Genomic DNA, 15,648 nt, shown 5'->3' with positions numbered 1-15,648 from the left:
GACATGGCGCTCGGCGACATCCTCATCGAGGTCTCGAACGTGGCCAAGCATTTCGGCGAGGGCGAAACCCGCGTCGATGCCCTGCGGGCGGTCGATCTGACCGTGCGGGCCGGCGAGGTGATCGCGCTGCTCGGCCCTTCCGGTTCGGGCAAGACGACGCTGCTCAACATCATCGGCTGCATTCTCGCCCCCTCGGGGGGACGGGTGGTGCTGGACGGTGAGCCGGTGTTCGACGGCAAATGGCTGCGGCGCGACCTGAGGCGGCTTCGTCTCGACAAGATCGGCTTCATCTTCCAGAGCCACAACCTGCTGCCCTTTCTGACAGCGCAGGAGAATGTCGCTGTCGTGCTCGATCTTGCCGGCCGCCCCACCGAGGAGGGCCGGGCGCGGGCGCGCGAACTGCTGGACTACCTGGAAGTCGGCCATCGCGCGATGGTCAAGCCGGCGCTGCTGTCGGGTGGCGAAGCGCAGCGCGTGGCGATTGCCCGCGCGCTGGCCAACCGTCCCCGCATCATCCTGGCCGACGAACCCACCGCCGCGCTCGACGGCGCGCGCGCCGGGCTGGTGATGGACCTCATGCGCAAGCTCGCGGTCGAACAGGAAGCCTGCATCGTGACAGTCACCCATGACGAAAAGATCTTCGACCGTTTCGACCGCCTGATATACCTGCGCGACGGCCGCCTCGCCGACGCCTGATCCGGAGACATCTCATGCCCGCAAGAACCCGCGCCCTGGCTATCGCCGCCGCCGTCGCAGTGATCTTCGGCCTGCTCACCCTCGTCTCGGGCGGCAGGGCGCTGTTCGGCGGCGTCGATATGGGCGCAGTGGTGCAATTCGTGCTGTGGTTCAATTTCGGCGCGGGCTTTGCCTATGTTCTGGCTGGGATCGGCCTGTGGCGCGGCGCGGGCTGGGCACCGATGCTGGCGATTGCCATTGCCACGGCCACGGTGGCCGTCTTCGCTGCCTTCCTGTGGCATGTCGGTGCCGGCGGCGCATGGGAAGCACGCACCATGGGCGCGATGATCCTGCGCAGCGCCATCTGGATAGCCATCGCGGCCTTTGCATTGCGGTGCCATAAGCCATCCGATTGATCCACTCACCCAGCCAGCGATGGCGGCTGCCAGCCGCGACCTCGTCCGACAGGAGCCCGACATGAAGCGCTTTCCACCCGTTGACCTGTCACTGACCCTTTCGCTCGTCACCGTGCTCGGCATGGCGATGGCGGCAGCCGGCAGATGGCTGCCCAGCGGAGCTTTCGACGCTCTGGAGCTACCGGGGCTGGTGCTAGTCTATCTGGCTGGCGGCCTGCCCACCGGCTGGCGCGCGCTGTCGGAACTGTGGCGCGCGCGCGTGCTTGACATCGACCTGTTGATGATCGTCGCGGCAATCGCCGCCGCAATCGTCGGCGCCCCGTTCGAGGGTGCGGTGCTGCTGACGCTGTTCAGCATCTCGACCACGCTGGAGGAACGCGCGCTTGGCCGCGCCCGCCGCGCCATCGAGGCGCTGATGGCGCTGCGCCCCGAGACCGCCTTGCGCAAGACCGCCAACGGCGCTGTCGAGGAAGTTCCCGCCGAGGTGCTGGCCGTCGGCGATGTGGTGGTGCTGCGCCCCGGCGCCCGGGTGCCCAGTGATGGCGTGGTCGTCACCGGGCGCGGCGGCATCGACGAGGCCAACATCACCGGCGAATCCATGCCCGTGTCAAAAGAGGCCGGTGCGCAGGTGTTCGAGGCCACGATCAATCTGGACGGCGTGCTGGAGGTCGAGGTCACGCGCAGCGTCAGCGACAGCACCATCGCCCGCATGATCCGCCTGGTGACCGAGGCGCAGGCCGCCCGCGCACCCTCAGAGCGGTTCAGCGAATGGTTCGGCCAGCGCTACACGGTCGCGGTGCTGGCAGGTGCGGTGATCGCCTTTGCCACGTTCTGGTGGCTGGGCGGCGACTGGGAACTGGCGCTTTACCGCGCCGCCACGCTGCTGGTCGCCGCCAGCCCCTGCGCCATCGTCATTTCCGTCCCCGCCGCGATCCTGTCGGCCCTGTCGGCGGCGGCGCGCGGCGGTGTTCTGTTCAAGGGCGGCGGCGCGCTGGAGACGCTGGCCGAGGTCGATATCTTCGCCTTCGACAAGACCGGCACCCTGACCACCGGCCGCGCCGAGGTGACGGAAATCGTCGCGCTGGATGGCGACGAGGCCGGGTTCCTGTCGCTGCTGGCGGGGCTGGAGGCGCATTCCGAGCATCATATCGCCGCCGCGATCCGCCGGGAAGTTGCCGCGCGCGGGCTTGATCCAGCAATCGTTGCCGATGTGAACGCCCGGCCAGGCATCGGTATCGAAGGGGCCGATGCACTTGGCCCGGTTTGGGCGGGCAATGCCTATCTTGCCGAGGACATGAAGGCTGCAACGGATCACCCCGCGTTGCAGGCGCTGGCGGATGGCGCCAATACGGTCGTCTATCTGGGTCGCGGCGCCACCCTGCTGGGCGCCGTCAGCGTAGCGGACGAGGCACGGGCCAGTTCCGCAGGGGCGATCACGGCCCTGCGCGACAGTGGTGTCCGCCGCATCGTCATGATGACCGGGGATCGCAGGCCGGTGGCGCTGCGCATCGGCGCCCGGCTTGGGCTGAGGCCCGAAGAGACTCACGCCGAAATGCTGCCACAGGACAAGGTTCGCGCGGTTGGCGAACTGGCCGCAACCGGCCGCGTTGCCTTTGTCGGCGACGGCGTGAACGACGCCGCGGCGCTGGCCCGCGCCGATGTCGGCATCGCCATGGGCGCGGCCGGGTCCGAGGTGGCGCTTCAGGCCGCCGATGTGGCGCTGCTGTCCGAGGATATGGAGCGGCTTGCGGACGCGCACCGCCTGTCGCGCCGAACGTCAAGGGTGATCCGGCAGAACCTGACCTTCGCCATCGGCGCCATGGTGGTTCTGGTCATCGGCGGGCTGTTCTTCGATCTGCCGTTGCCGCTGGTGGTGATCGGCCATGAAGGCGGCACCGTGCTGGTGGTGCTGAACGGGCTGCGGTTGTTGTCGGACCCGATCCGCCGGCCGAAGGCGTCTGTTGCCGGACAGGCGCCGACGGGTGTCGCGCGGCCGGCCTGACCCGTGGGGATGCGCTCATCCCCGAAAGACGCGCTGATGCGGAAACGCGCCCTTTTCCAGATAGGCCTCCTCCTCGGGCGTCGATCTGCGGCCAAGGATGGCGTTGCGGTGCGGGTGGCGGCCAAAGCTGGCGATGATGCGGCGTACCTGCCCCGCTTGATCGACGAGCGAGGCATAGAGCGGCCGCAACGGCGCCGGCGCGCGGGTGGCGATGTCGCGGCGCAGGGCGATCAGCCGGTCGATGCGGGCCAGATGCTCCGGCCCTTCGGCATGGCCCAGCGGCTGCGTGAAGGTAATCTGGAACCAGGACAGGCCAAGCGCTGTCCAGTCGCCATTGTCCAGCCCGGCCTCGGCCTGCGCCAGCGCCTCCGTGTCTTGCGCCCAGGCCCGCGCGCTGCCCCGCCACAGCGAGCGCGGAAACTGGTCCAGCACCACGATCAGAGCCAGCCGGCCCTCGGGCGTGGCGGACCAGTGGTCCAGCCCACCCGCCGCGCCACGTTCGGTCAACGGGCCAAAGCGGGCCGCAATCGCCCCATCCGCACCGCCATGCATCCGCCAGCGCCACAGTTCGGCATGGCGGTCCGGGTCGATATCCAGCGCGCGGCCCTCGGGGAACCAGAAATCCAGAACCTCACCGATCTGTCTGGCATCATTGCTATCGGTTATGTCATCCCCCATGAAAACGCCCCCCGCGCCATGGGCACGGGAGCGGAATTGTAGATGAGGCACAAGCGCCTAGGCGGTCGCGGGCACCGCTGCCGGCACAGGTCGGCGCCCGCCGAGCCCGCGCGGGACGCGCAGCAGGCGCATGGCGTTGGCGATCACCACCAACACCGAAAGCTGGTGGATCAGCATCCCTTCGGCCATATGCACGTCGCCGTTGAAGACCCCGAACAGCAACCCCGCCACCGTCAGCAGCGCGATGACAAGGTTCTGGCGCATGTTGCGCAGCGTCGCGCGAGAGATCGCCATGGCCTCGGGCAGCTTTTCCAGATCGTCACCCATCAGCGCGATGTCGGCGGTCTCGATCGCCACATCGGACCCCGCCGCGCCCATCGCGATGCTGGTGTCGGCAGCGGCCAGCGCCGGGGCGTCGTTGATGCCGTCGCCGATCATGGCGACATGGCGGCCCTCGGCCTGAAAGCCGCGGATCAGGTCCAGCTTGTCCTCGGGCAGCAGGCCGGCGTGGACTTCGGTGATGCCGATCTCGGCGGCGATGGCGCTTGCGGCCTGCGGCTGGTCGCCGGTCAGCATGGCGATGCGGCTGACGCCGATGTCGCGCAGCCGGGCGATGGCGCCCTTGGCCGAGGGCCGGGGCTGGTCGGAAAGGCCAAAGATGCCCGCGATCCGCCCGTCCAGCGCCACGATGATCGGCGTGCGCCCGCGTTCCAGAACCCCGGCCATGGCGGCCTCGGCCTCGGGCTCAAAGCCGATGCCCAGCTTGTCGAACAGGCGCCGGTTGCCGGCCGCGACCTGCCGGCCCTCATGGTTGACCACAAGGCCCATGCCGGCAACTTCCTCGACCGCCTCGGGTGCGGGAATGTCACCTTCGGCCCGGCCGGCGACGACGATGGGTCGGCCCAGCGGGTGATCCGAGCCGGATTCGGCGATCGCCGCCCAATGCAGCAGGTCCTTGCGATCAACGCCCGCCAGCGGCAGCACCTCGACCAGACTCGGGCGGCCCTCGGTCAGTGTGCCGGTCTTGTCCAGCGCCAGCATGTCGATGCGGCCCGCGCTTTCCAGATGCTGGCCGCCCTTGATGAGGATGCCCGACCGCGCCGCCCGCCCGATGCCGGCCACGATGGAGACGGGCGTCGAGATCACCAGCGCGCCGGGGCAGGCCACCACCAGCAGCGTCAGCGCCAGGCGAATGTCCTGCGTCACCGCCCAGGCGCCAAGCGCCAGCACCATGATGCCGGGCGTGTACCATTGGGCGAAGCGTTCGATCATGCGCTGGCTGGGGGCGCGTTCTTCTTGCGCCTCTTCGACGCGGCGGATGATGCGGGCCAGCGTGGTGTCGGAACCGATGCCGGTGGCGCGGATGCGCAAGACGCCGTTTTCCGCGATGGTGCCGGCATGGACGTGGGAACCGGGGGCTTTTTCGGCCGGGATCGGCTCGCCGGTGATGGCGGCCTCGGAGACGGCGGCGGCGCCCTCGATCACCTCGCCATCGACGGGAATGCGATTGCCGGCGCGCACCAGCACGGTCTCATTGGGTTGCACGGCGCTGGCGGCGATTTCGACCGGCTGGCCGTCGCGGATCACCGTGGCAATCTCGGGCGCGGCCTTCAGCAGATCGGCCAGCGCGCCGCGGGTCTGGCGCAGGGTGCGCGCCTCAAGCCAGGCGCCGAAGCTGAACAGAAAGGTGACGGCGGCGGATTCCCAGTATTCGCCGATGAACAGCGCACCGACAGCGGCGACCGTGACCAGAAGTTCAATCGAGAAATGGCGGATGCGCAGCGCCTGCACCGCCCGCCACGCGATGTCAGAGCCGGCGACAAACGCCGCCGTCACCATCGAGGCGGCCCACAGCCCGCGCAGGCCGAACCCGTAAAGGGCGATCAGGGCAAGCACGATCAATGCGCCGCTGATGATCGTCAGCCATTTGCGCCGGCTGGCCGGCTGGCGAAGGGTTGTCAGGATAGGGGTCAACATGCGGGGCCTCGTAATTTGAAGGCCCGGCCGCGCGGGCAGGCGCGGCCGGGCAGAAAAAGGGTCAGAAAGCGGCGGGGCGGGCCTCGTAGCCGGTGGCGCGGATCGTCTGCACCAGCGTATCGACGGGTGCGGCGGTCTGGTCATGCGCGACCTCGATGCGGCCGGTGTTGAAATGCACCTTGGCCTCGGAGACGCCGGGCAGCGCCTTCAGCGCCTTTTCGATCTTGACCACGCAGGAGGGGCAGGAAAACTCGTCGCTGCGCAGGATGGTCTTGGTCATGGCTGGTTCCTTTCATGTCGCCGCCCGGCGGGGCGGTCATTGCTTGTGACCTGAAGATATGCTGTCCTTTCAGGATCAGGAGTGGCAATTTAGACAAGGGATCATTGCATGAATGCACAGGCGCAGGATTGGGACGATCTGCGGTTGTTTCTGGCCGTGGCGCGCGCGGGGTCGCTTTCGGGGGCGGCGCGCAGCCTTGGCGTTACCCATTCCACCGTCTTTCGCCGCATCGGTGCGTTCGAGGCGCGGCTGGGGGTGCGCCTGTTCGACCGGCTGCCCGGCGGTTACGCGCTGACCCAGGCCGGCGAGGAGATGCGCGATTCCGTCATCCGCATCGAGGAAGAAATCACCGCGCTGGCGCTGAAGGTTACCGGACAGGACCAGCGGCCCACTGGGACGATCCGCATCACCACGACCGACCTGCTGGCGGTGGGTGTGCTGCCCCGCCATGTCGCCGCCTTCCGCGCCGAATGGCCCGAGATCGAGATCGAGGTAATCGTTGCGGATACGGTGCTGGACCTGACCCGGCGCGAGGCGGACGTGGCCCTGCGCATCGGCAATCCGGGACAGGAGACGCTGATCGGGCGGCGGGTCGGGCGGTTGGCCTTTGCCGCCTATGGCGCGGCGGACCGGCCGCCGGGCGATCCTGCCGAGGGTGACTGGATCGGCTACGGATCTGCGCATGGCCCGCTCAGCCGCAATCTGGCCCGCTGGTGGCCGGATGCGCGACAGATTTACCGGACAAACTCGATCATCGCCGCCCATGCCGGTGCGAAGGTGGGGATCGGACTTGCTGCCTTGCCTTGCGTGATCGCCGATTGCGACCCCAGCCTGATCCGCGCCGCCGCGCTGCCCGAGGATTTCATGCTGGACCTGTGGTTGCTGATTCACGAGGATCTGCGCCAAACCGCGCGCATCCGCCTGTTTCTGGACTTCATGGCGACGGCCCTGGCGGCCGATGCCGACCTGCTGGAGGGGCGCTGCCCGTGCAGGACAAGGCCGGCGCAGGCGTGACGCCCGCGCCGGCCCATGCCTGCGCCCGTGGCGTCAGTCGATCATCTGCCAGCCCGGATGCTCGAAATGCTCGCCATAGGCGTTCAACGCCTGAACGATCGTCACCGCGCCAGTCTCGACCTCGCCGGCCTCCAATGCCGAGATGCCTGTCATCACCTCGCCAAGGACGATATGGAACTGCTCGTCTACCTCGGGTTCCAGCACACAGTTCTCGACCATGAAATCGACCTGCTTCTGGATATCGGCAGCGACCCCATTCGCGGCATCTGCCGGCAGGGTGCCGTTGTGGATCGCGTCCAGGTTCGCGGCCATGGTTCCGTGAATCGCGGTCATGCCGGTGATCATGTTCTGATCGCCCTGCCATTTGGCGCCATCGTTCAGCGTGATCTCGATAGCCCCCGCGCCATGGCTGTCATGATCATGGGATTGCGCGGCGGCAATGCCAGCTGACCCCAGCGCGAGGGCGAGAGCGACAGCGACGGTGGTGAAAGATTTTACAGTCCGCATAGTGATCTCCTGTATCTGCCAAGTGGTTCTGGCCGCGACGGGCATCGACAGACGCCGCCGGACTTGGGATAGACATAGACTGTCCGTTTTCGCACGAAAATTGACGAAACCTGCAAAGACCTATTGCACGAATGGACAGACATCAGGCACGAACCAGACCCTCGCGGCCTGCCGCCGATACCATCGGGCTGTCGAACAGCGCCCCGACGGCATGGGTCCGGATGACGCCTGCCTCGCGGATGAGGAACAGCGCATGGAGGCCGAGACGCGAAGCCAGTTCGCCGCCGGCTTGCGGACCCAGCACCATCAGCGCGGTCGCCCAGGCGTCGGCTTCGGCACAGGTGCGGGCGACGACGGTGACCGAGGCCGGCGACGAGCGAAGCGGCCCGCCCGTCGTCGGGTCCATCGTGTGCGACAGCCGTCGGCCGCGAAGGGTCACATAGTGGCGGTAGTCGCCCGACGTGGCGACGGCGGCATCTGCGAGCTTCAGGATGGAGTGAGGCGCGCGGCGTTCGGGATCGGGCATCTCGACGGCGACCGTCCACGGCATGCCATCGGGTCGCAGCCCGGATGCACGCATTTCGCCGTCGATGCCGACAAGGAACGCGGTGATGCCGAGGCCCTGCAACGTCTTGGCCAGCCTGTCGACGCCATGCCCCTTGGCGATGCCGTTGAGATCGAGCGCGATCGGCGCGTGTTTTCGCGCCAGCCCGGCCAGAGGGTCGACCTCCAGCGCTTCCTGCGCGGGCCGGCGCGCGGTGGCCATCGCCGCGCGCATAGCCTCGGCATTGGCCGGCTCAGACCCGAAACCCCACGCGCGCGCCGCATCGCCCATGCCGATGTCGAACGCGCCGCCCGATGCGGTCCCGATCCTCAGCCCGAGGTCGAGCACCTCGGCCAACCTGGCGGGAACGATCACCCGGACACCTTCGGGCGTCCGGTTCAGGCGCATCAGGTCGCTGTCGGGTTTCCATGTCGACATTGCGGCATCAACCTCCGCCACGGTCGCTTGCAGGGCAGCCTGCACCGGGGCGGGGTCCAGCCCGGCATCGGCGTGGAAACGCGCCGACCAGCGAGTGCCCATGGTCGGGCCGTTCAGCGCGTGGCGGCCCGGGTCAGTAGATATCTTCGGCATAGCGCCCCTCCGCTTTCAGCGCGAGCGGGGTAAGACCCGTCGGCGCGAGGATGTCGGTCAGCGCCTCGGCCACGCCCGAGGCCATGTCGCGCCCGCCGCAGACCATGATGCGCGCGCCTTCGTGTACCAGCCGGATCAGTTCAGCGCTCTCGGCCCGCAGCGCGTCCTGGACATGGCGCGGCTTTGCCCCGCGCGAGTTCGCGGTGGTCAATCGCGCCAGACGGCCATCGACCTGCCAGCCGGCCAGATCGTCGCGATACAGGAAATCGCTGTCGGGGTGGCGCATCCCGAAGGCCAGATGGATGGGCCGCTTGCGGCTGTTGCCCCGGATGAAGCCCGCAAGCGGGCCGATGCCGGTGCCGGCGCCGATCAGGATCAGCGGCGAGCGTCCTGCTGCGGCATGGAAAGCCGGATTGTGCCGGACGAAGGCGCGGATCGCCTGGCCCGGCTTCAGCGCCAGAAGCTGACCCGAGCAGAGGCCGCCGGGATGCTTGCGCACCACGATCTCGACGAACCCGTCGCGCCGTCCGGAGGCCAGCGAGTAGAAGCGCGGCAGATCCGCACCCTCGGGCAGAACGCCGAGGAGATCACCGGCCTGAAACCGGCCAAACCCCCGACCTGTCAGCCGTTGCAAAAACGTCGCCTCGGGTAGGGCAAAGCGCAGGATCGTGGTCGGCGCCTGCACCTCCGCCCCGTAATCACGGCGCGAGATCAGGGTGAGCCGCCCCGTCACGGGCGGGGTTGGCACATGTTCGAGCGTAAGCTCGATCCCCAGCGCCGCCCCCAGGGCGCGGCCCCAGCGGGCGAAATCCTGCGGCGACTGGCGATCGACCGTGTCGAAGGGCATCAATTGCGCCCAGCCTTTGGCAGCAGCCCGACTCCCGACTTCATCGGCGAACGCGCAGAACGCGGGAAAGCTGCGATCGCCGAAACCAAGCACCGCAAGCGGGGCCTCAGGGACAGATTCCAGCGCCGCGAGGCGTTCAATGAACCCCTTCGCCGTGGCGGGAGCCTGTCCCTCGCCCCAGGTGGCGGCGAGAATGACGAACCGTTCGGCCTGCGGATAGCGCGCCGGCTCGAAACCGGACATTGGCGCGACATGAACATGCTGGCCCGCCGTGGTCAGCGCATGTTGGAGCGTCGCAGCGAAACCCCAGGTGCTGCCGCCCTCCGAGCCCACCAGCAAGATGGTCGCAGCGCCGTTTGCAGGATGATTGCCACGGAGACGCGGTCTTGACCGCCGCCCCGCGAACCAGAGCACAAGACCACTCACCCCCATTGCCGGCACGCCGAGCGCCAGCACACCCAGCACGAGGCCGAGAGATGCGGCCCCCTGCCCGGTATGCAGCATGTAGATGGTTTCAGATATCCGTTCCCACATCGTCAGCTCGGCCCAAGCCAGAAGCTCACCCGTCCCCTGATCAAGATAGCCGGAGCCGCGATCCGTCTTCAGGGTGAAGGCGTCCGTGGCGTCGCCCGGATAGGGAAAGCTCAGTTCGCGCAACTCCGTGACAGGAATCACGGAGAGCGGCTCCATCGCAGCAAGGGAGACCCCGGTGCTGCCGCTGACCTCGGTCGGAAAGGCCGGCGGTGCGGCGCCATCCGGCAGAAGATCGAAGGTCGAGGCGGCCATCCACAGTGCGGTCGCCGAGGACAGAATCAGCCCCGCGACCGCCACGCGGGCGATCCCGGTATGGATGCGGCTCGATGCCGGCCCGCGCAAAGGGGTGAACCAGCGCCGCCAGCCGCCCATGCGCCGCGCGACCAGCATCGCGCCGGAGACCGACAGGACCAGCATCGCCGCCGCACCGGCGGCCATGACGATACGGCCGGCATCGCCAAGAAACAGCGAGCGGTGAAGGCTGGTCAGCCAGCGTTCGACCGGGTTCGGATCGGCGCTGGCGATGCCCTTGCCGGTCGCGGGGTCGATCACCGCCGCGCCGGGCGTGCCGTCGTCGAACCAGAACGCAGTAATCCGGCCCGAGGGCGCACGCCGGATCTGCTCCACCCCCGGATAGGCAGTCCGGATGCGTTCTGAGAGATCGGCAACGGTCAGGCCGGCCTCGGCCTGCGGCGTGGAAAACCGCTCGGCCACTGGAAAGACCGAGAGCGCCGCCCCGCTGATCGCGAGGACCATGACGAGAGCAAGGGCCAGCAGACCCGGCCAGCGATGCAGCATGCGGATCATGGCGGCATCTCACATGTCGTAGCGGAGGCTGGCGACATAGCGGCGGCCGGGCACGGGCTGCCCCGCTCCTGCCGCCGTCAACGGCACGGCGATGTCGTTCGGACTGTCGCGCATGTCCTCGACGGCGGCATCGACATGCAGCGTGTAGCCCGCATCGAACAGCGCATCGGCAAGGTCGAGGGTGATTTCCAGCGACCGGCCCGCGCCGACACTGGCGCCGGTGATGCCGTCGATCTGCGCCAGGTCGCCGCCGGTGGCGCGATACCAGTCGCTGAGATGTTCGTAATATTTCGATTTGCCGCCGGCCATCCACAGGGTTCCGGCATATGCCCCCTGCGCATCGGTAACGTAGAGAACCAGATAGGCGCCATCGCCGCCGTAAGTGTTCAGCGTGGTGGTGAGGGTGACAGGCCGGGCCATGGCAAGGCCGGGGGCCACCAGGGCCGAAGTCAGCGCAAGGGCTGCAAGGAAGGATTTCATGTCTCTGCTCTCTTCTGCATGATTTGTCAGTTCACCCGCACCACGGGCGGGGTGCCGTTCTGGAACAGCGGATTGGCGGGCGGGGCCGAGGGGGCGACAGGGGTTGCACCGCCGCGATCCCGCTTGCGGTCCTGCTCGCCGTCCCTGTGGCGCAGCTTGACGACCTGCAATGTCGCGGGATCCAGCTTGGCCTTGATGCGCCGGCCCTGGGCATCGCGACCCTTGACCTCCCAGCAGCCGTCGTCGGCCTCAACCTTCTCGACATGCCAGCCGAGGCCGGCGGCGGCCTGCATCACCGCCTCGCGCGGCTGCCAGGCGCCGCGAGGCACATGGCAGTCGTCGCCCGCCAACGCCCCCGCCGCGGGCAATACCGCGAGAGCGGCTACGGCGATCAAAAGAGTTTTCATGGTTCGAATGTCCTTTACGATCATCTCGGGGGCATTTTCCCGGCTATGGCCGCGGCGAACGCCCACGTGGGCAAGGCTCCACCGCGATGACGGGGCGGAGCCTTGCGGCGATCAGTTGCGCTTTTCGGGCTTGGTGCCGTCGCTCCAGCGCTTGACCTTGCCGTCGATCACCTCGAGCGTTCCCGGATCGACGGTCATCTTCAGGCTGTTGCCGCCCTGGTCGATGACGTTCAACTCGTAACAGCCATCGTCGAGTTCCATTTTCGAGATGGTCCAGCCGAACTCGTCGGTCACTTGAACAAGAGCTTCCCAGGACTGCATGTTCTCGGTCGGCACGTTGCATTTCTCGTCGGCGAGCGCGGCCCCGGCGGGGATCGCGAGGGCGAATGCGGTGGCGGTCAGGATAGTTTTCATGGCTATGCTCCTCAGCCTTGGTTGCCTGATGAAACCAATCTGGAGGGCGCGGCTGACGTGATCCTGATCGCCGCGAAAAACCTGCGTCAGCTTTCCGTCAGCCTGCCCCGACGAACCGCAACGGTCGCGCGAAACAAACCGGCCCCGCCAGACAGGCGGGGCCGCAACAACAGCGGGAATGCGTAACGATCAGGTCACGTCATTTGCGCCAGGGGGGCGCTTTCGGCCCGTGACCATGGCACGGGGCAGGTTCTCCCGATGGCGCCATGAGGTGAGCGCCACACCTCCGACATGCAGGGCCACGAGGACCAACGCCAAGTTGGCCAGCGTTTCATGCACCTCCTTCAAGGTCTTGTCCCCCCTGACTTCCCGGCTGCCATGCTCGCCCACAAACGTCACGGCACGGGCTTCCTCGATCGACTGTTCGAGCAACCAGCCGCTCAGCGCGGTGCCGGAAAGCGTAACCATAAGTGCCACGATCATCGCGGCGCCGGCCGGGTTGTGCCCGAGATGGCGCCGCTCCCGCCCGCGCAGCATGTCTCCGAGATAGACCAGCGTCGCGGCAGGGCCACGCATGAATTGCGCGAAGCGGGCATGGTGACTGCCGACAAAACCCCAGATCAGGCGGAGCACAAGCAATGCCGCCACCGCATAGCCGGCCGGCTCGTGAAGCGGTTGCACCTCGTCCGCCGCGAGCCATGCCACTGCAAAGGCGGCAACCAGGCCCCAATGAAAGCTGCGCACCACCGGATCCCAGACCCGCACCACGCGCATGGTATCGGCAACGTCCGAAATACCGCCGTCCCTTTTCGCCTCAATCATGTTTGCGTCCCCTGCCCTCACGGAAGTGCCGTTCACCTCCGTCCTCGTATTCGACCTCGATCACCTGAAGCGTGCCGGGATCGACCGTCGCCTCGATGCGGCGTCCTTCCCGGTCCGTGCCTTTTATCTCGTAGCAGCCGTCGTCGATCTTGATGCGCCGCACCACCCATCCGTTTTCTTCCGCAAGCCGCACCACCGCACTTCTTGGCAGCCAGTCTGCCAGCGGCACGGCACAGTCGTCGCCGGCAAGTGCAGCCCCGGACGGAAGGACCACGAGAAAGGTCAGAATTGTCAGCGATCTCTTCATGGACCACACTCCGTATAACGGTCATCGGATGACATTCTGCGTCGCGAACCTGACGGGATGCTGAAGCCTGGGGCGTCCCGCCATCAGCTTTGCGTCAGCCCGGATCGCCATAATGGCCAGAGGCAAATGAGTAGGAAGATCATGCGAATCCTGCTGATCGAGGACGACACCGTTCTGGGCGCCGCCGTGCGGGACCAGATCGCCGCGGGTGGCCAGTCGGTGGACTGGGTCACGCGCCTGGATGCGGCCGGCGATGCGATGGCCGGTGCCGGTTATGATCTGATATTGCTGGACCTGATGCTGCCCGACGGACGCGGCATCACCTTCCTTCGGTCGCTGCGCGCCGGCGGCAACGTGACGCCGGTGATCATCCTGACCGCGCTGGACCAGATCTCGGACCGGATCGAAGGCTTGAATGCCGGTGCCGACGACTATCTGGTCAAGCCCTTCGATCTGGCCGAGCTTTCCGCGCGCATCGGCTCGGTCGCGCGGCGCTATAGCGGCAATCCCAACCCGATCATCGTCCACGGCGCACTTGCCGTCGACCTTGCCTTGCGCAGCATCCGCAGCGACGGCCGGCCGGTGCAACTGACGGCGCGCGAATGGGCGCTGTTCGAGGCGTTCCTCACCCGCCCCGGCCAGCTTCTGTCCAAGGCACAACTTGAGGAAAAGCTTTATGCCTTCGATACCGAGGTGGAAAGCAACACCATCGAGGTTCATGTCAGCCGGCTGCGCAAGAAGCTGGGCGCCGCGGTGATCGAGACCGAGCGCGGATTGGGCTACCGGCTGGGTTCGCCATGACGATGCCACGCAGCCTTCAGATGCGGTTGGGGGTGTCGCTGGGCATCCTTCTGACGCTGCTGTGGATCGCCGCCGCCGCCACCACGGCGGTCATGCTGCGGCACGAGATGGACAGGATCTTCGACTCGTCACTACAGGAGGCGGCGCAGCGCCTATTGCCGCTGGCCGCTGTCGAGATCGTCGGACGTGAGGAGGAAGGTGTGACGCAACACCTTGCCGACCTGCGCGACCACGACGAATTCCTCACCTATATCGTGCGCGACGACGAGGGGCGGATCCTTCTGCAATCGCATGAGGCCGACCCCGCCATCTTCCCGGAATGGGATGGGCCGGGCTTTCACACGACCGCAACCCATCGCCTGTATGGCGAGGACGCCCTGCAAGGCACGATCCGCCTCACGGTCGCCGAGCCGCTTGCCCATCGCGCGACGGCGGCACGCGATGTCTGGGCGGGCCTGGGACTGCCGTTGCTGGTGTTCATCCCTGCCGCTCTGCTGGCGATCGTATTGACCGTCCGCTCGGGCCTGGCCCCGCTGCGCCACTACCGCGACCGGCTGGCCGCGCGTTCACCGCGCGACCTTGCCCCCGTCGCCTGCAACGATCTCCCCGTCGAGGTCGCGCCGGTAGGGCTGGCGGTCAATGTGCTGCTGGCGCAACTCAAGTCCACATTCGAGGCCGAACGCACCTTCGCCGCCAACGCCGCACATGAATTGCGAACACCGCTGGCAGGCGCAATCGCGCAGGCCCAGCGGATACAGGTGGAAACGAAAGATACCGGCGCCGGCCACAGGGCCGCCGAGATCGAGGCCTCGCTGAAGCGGCTGGCCCGGATCGCCGAGCGGCTGCTGCAACTGGCTCGGGCGGAGGGCGGGCGGTTGCGGCTCGATCACCTATCCGATCTTCGCATCACCGCCCGCCTGGTTGTGGACGATATCGAGAGGACCGCACCGAACCGGATCGCACTCGCTCTGCCGGAGCACCCGGTAATGTCCGACCTCGACCCCGATGCGTTTGGCATCATCTGCCGCAACCTGGTCGAGAACGCCCTGCGGCACGGCGCATCTGACGAGCCGATCGAGGTAAGCCTCGGTGAGGATGGCACGTTCCGCGTCGCCAATGAAGGCCCCGTCGTGCCGACAGAAGCACTTGGCCGGCTGGCCCGCCGTTTTGAGAGGGGGACAGCCGGAACGGAAGGCAGCGGGCTTGGCCTTGCCATCGTCGCCAGCATTGCGGACCGGATTTCGTCAAAGCTCACCTTGCAATCGCCGGGGCCGGAAAGCTCGTCCGGCTTTGAGGCGGTATTGGTTCTCCCGACAGCTTCACGGAGGTTGAACGAAGCTGCCGGCGCCCGATAGTCGCAACCATCGGACCGACCTTTGGCCGGCCGTTCGCCCGACTGGATGCTTGCCTGACATGACTGAGGCGCCTTGGTGAGTCGAGAATGAGGTTGCCTGGAGGGTTGATGCTAGTAAGTGATTACTTCTATTATGCGTCGATATGGTTTTTTGACCTGATGAAAGGTACCTTGGTGCATTATGCGTGTTC

General features: G+C 67.2%; 17 protein-coding genes. 6 read left to right on the top strand and 11 right to left on the bottom strand.

Going from position 1 to position 15,648, the window contains the following annotated elements:
• Positions 1–3: 3 nt before the first annotated feature.
• From BUB57_RS12815 to BUB57_RS12805, 3 genes are all read left to right on the top strand, one after another.
• Entirely contained in the window at positions 4–696 is a 693-nt protein-coding gene (locus BUB57_RS12815) for an ABC transporter ATP-binding protein (protein WP_073067840.1), read from the top strand.
• Between the two features lie 14 nt (positions 697–710).
• Positions 711–1,091 (top strand): hypothetical protein, encoded by a 381-nt coding sequence (locus BUB57_RS12810; protein ID WP_073067648.1) that lies wholly within the window; start codon positions 711–713, stop codon positions 1,089–1,091.
• Between the two features lie 61 nt (positions 1,092–1,152).
• Positions 1,153–3,093 carry a heavy metal translocating P-type ATPase gene (locus BUB57_RS12805; protein WP_073067838.1) on the top strand — a complete coding sequence of 647 codons (1,941 nt, stop codon included), beginning with the start codon at positions 1,153–1,155 and terminating at the stop codon, positions 3,091–3,093.
• Positions 3,094–3,108: 15 nt separating this feature from the next.
• On the opposite strand, the gene BUB57_RS12800 is transcribed toward BUB57_RS12805, so the two are convergent.
• From BUB57_RS12800 to BUB57_RS12790, 3 genes are all read right to left on the bottom strand, one after another.
• Positions 3,109–3,771, bottom strand: a complete 663-nt coding sequence (locus BUB57_RS12800) for a DUF924 family protein (protein ID WP_073067646.1) — start codon at positions 3,769–3,771, stop codon at positions 3,109–3,111.
• A gap of 57 nt (positions 3,772–3,828) precedes the next feature.
• Positions 3,829–5,748: a heavy metal translocating P-type ATPase gene (locus tag BUB57_RS12795; RefSeq protein WP_073067644.1), complete on the bottom strand. Its 1,920-nt coding sequence runs from the start codon at positions 5,746–5,748 to the stop codon at positions 3,829–3,831.
• Between the two features lie 61 nt (positions 5,749–5,809).
• Positions 5,810–6,028, bottom strand: a complete 219-nt coding sequence (locus BUB57_RS12790) for a heavy-metal-associated domain-containing protein (RefSeq protein ID WP_011749557.1) — start codon at positions 6,026–6,028, stop codon at positions 5,810–5,812.
• Positions 6,029–6,136: 108 nt separating this feature from the next.
• Between BUB57_RS12790 and BUB57_RS12785 the strand changes: the two genes are divergently transcribed.
• A complete protein-coding gene (locus tag BUB57_RS12785) occupies positions 6,137–7,042 on the top strand; it encodes a LysR family transcriptional regulator (RefSeq protein ID WP_011749556.1) in 906 nt (301 codons plus the stop codon).
• A gap of 33 nt (positions 7,043–7,075) precedes the next feature.
• Here BUB57_RS12785 and BUB57_RS12780 read toward each other — a convergent pair whose 3' ends face one another.
• The 8 genes from BUB57_RS12780 to BUB57_RS12745 all read right to left on the bottom strand — a co-directional run bounded on the left by BUB57_RS12780 (position 7,076) and on the right by BUB57_RS12745 (position 13,302).
• Complete coding sequence (locus tag BUB57_RS12780; RefSeq protein WP_011749555.1) at positions 7,076–7,549, bottom strand: hypothetical protein; 474 nt, start codon at positions 7,547–7,549, stop codon at positions 7,076–7,078.
• Between the two features lie 142 nt (positions 7,550–7,691).
• Positions 7,692–8,684, bottom strand: a complete 993-nt coding sequence (locus tag BUB57_RS12775) for an FAD:protein FMN transferase (protein ID WP_073067642.1) — start codon at positions 8,682–8,684, stop codon at positions 7,692–7,694.
• Positions 8,665–10,872: a PepSY domain-containing protein gene (locus tag BUB57_RS12770; RefSeq protein ID WP_073067640.1), complete on the bottom strand. Its 2,208-nt coding sequence runs from the start codon at positions 10,870–10,872 to the stop codon at positions 8,665–8,667. Before BUB57_RS12770 ends, BUB57_RS12775 begins: the two co-directional genes overlap by 20 nt.
• 9 nt (positions 10,873–10,881) lie before the next feature.
• A complete protein-coding gene (locus BUB57_RS12765) occupies positions 10,882–11,352 on the bottom strand; it encodes a DUF2271 domain-containing protein (protein WP_011749552.1) in 471 nt (156 codons plus the stop codon).
• A 26-nt stretch (positions 11,353–11,378) separates the two neighbouring features.
• Positions 11,379–11,759 (bottom strand): PepSY domain-containing protein, encoded by a 381-nt coding sequence (locus tag BUB57_RS12760; protein ID WP_011749551.1) that lies wholly within the window; start codon positions 11,757–11,759, stop codon positions 11,379–11,381.
• 111 nt (positions 11,760–11,870) lie between these two features.
• Positions 11,871–12,173 carry a PepSY domain-containing protein gene (locus BUB57_RS12755; RefSeq protein WP_011749550.1) on the bottom strand — a complete coding sequence of 101 codons (303 nt, stop codon included), beginning with the start codon at positions 12,171–12,173 and terminating at the stop codon, positions 11,871–11,873.
• Positions 12,174–12,362: 189 nt separating this feature from the next.
• The gene (locus BUB57_RS12750; protein WP_073067638.1) at positions 12,363–12,995 is read right to left on the bottom strand and encodes a cytochrome b/b6 domain-containing protein; all 633 of its coding nucleotides are present in this window, start codon (positions 12,993–12,995) and stop codon (positions 12,363–12,365) included.
• Positions 12,988–13,302 (bottom strand): PepSY domain-containing protein, encoded by a 315-nt coding sequence (locus BUB57_RS12745; protein WP_073067636.1) that lies wholly within the window; start codon positions 13,300–13,302, stop codon positions 12,988–12,990. Before BUB57_RS12745 ends, BUB57_RS12750 begins: the two co-directional genes overlap by 8 nt.
• Positions 13,303–13,443: 141 nt before the next feature.
• Between BUB57_RS12745 and BUB57_RS12740 the strand changes: the two genes are divergently transcribed.
• Together BUB57_RS12740 and BUB57_RS12735 are read left to right on the top strand one after the other, a co-directional pair.
• Positions 13,444–14,103, top strand: a complete 660-nt coding sequence (locus BUB57_RS12740; protein ID WP_073067634.1) for a response regulator transcription factor — start codon at positions 13,444–13,446, stop codon at positions 14,101–14,103.
• Positions 14,100–15,458 (top strand): ATP-binding protein, encoded by a 1,359-nt coding sequence (locus BUB57_RS12735; RefSeq protein ID WP_073067631.1) that lies wholly within the window; start codon positions 14,100–14,102, stop codon positions 15,456–15,458. Before BUB57_RS12740 ends, BUB57_RS12735 begins: the two co-directional genes overlap by 4 nt.
• The last annotated feature ends 190 nt before the right edge of the window (positions 15,459–15,648 follow it).

The organism is Paracoccus solventivorans (genome assembly GCF_900142875.1).
In the GTDB taxonomy this organism is placed as follows: domain Bacteria; phylum Pseudomonadota; class Alphaproteobacteria; order Rhodobacterales; family Rhodobacteraceae; genus Paracoccus; species Paracoccus solventivorans.
Note: the sequence above shows the minus strand (reverse complement) of the source record. Positions and strands in the feature narration are given on the sequence as shown.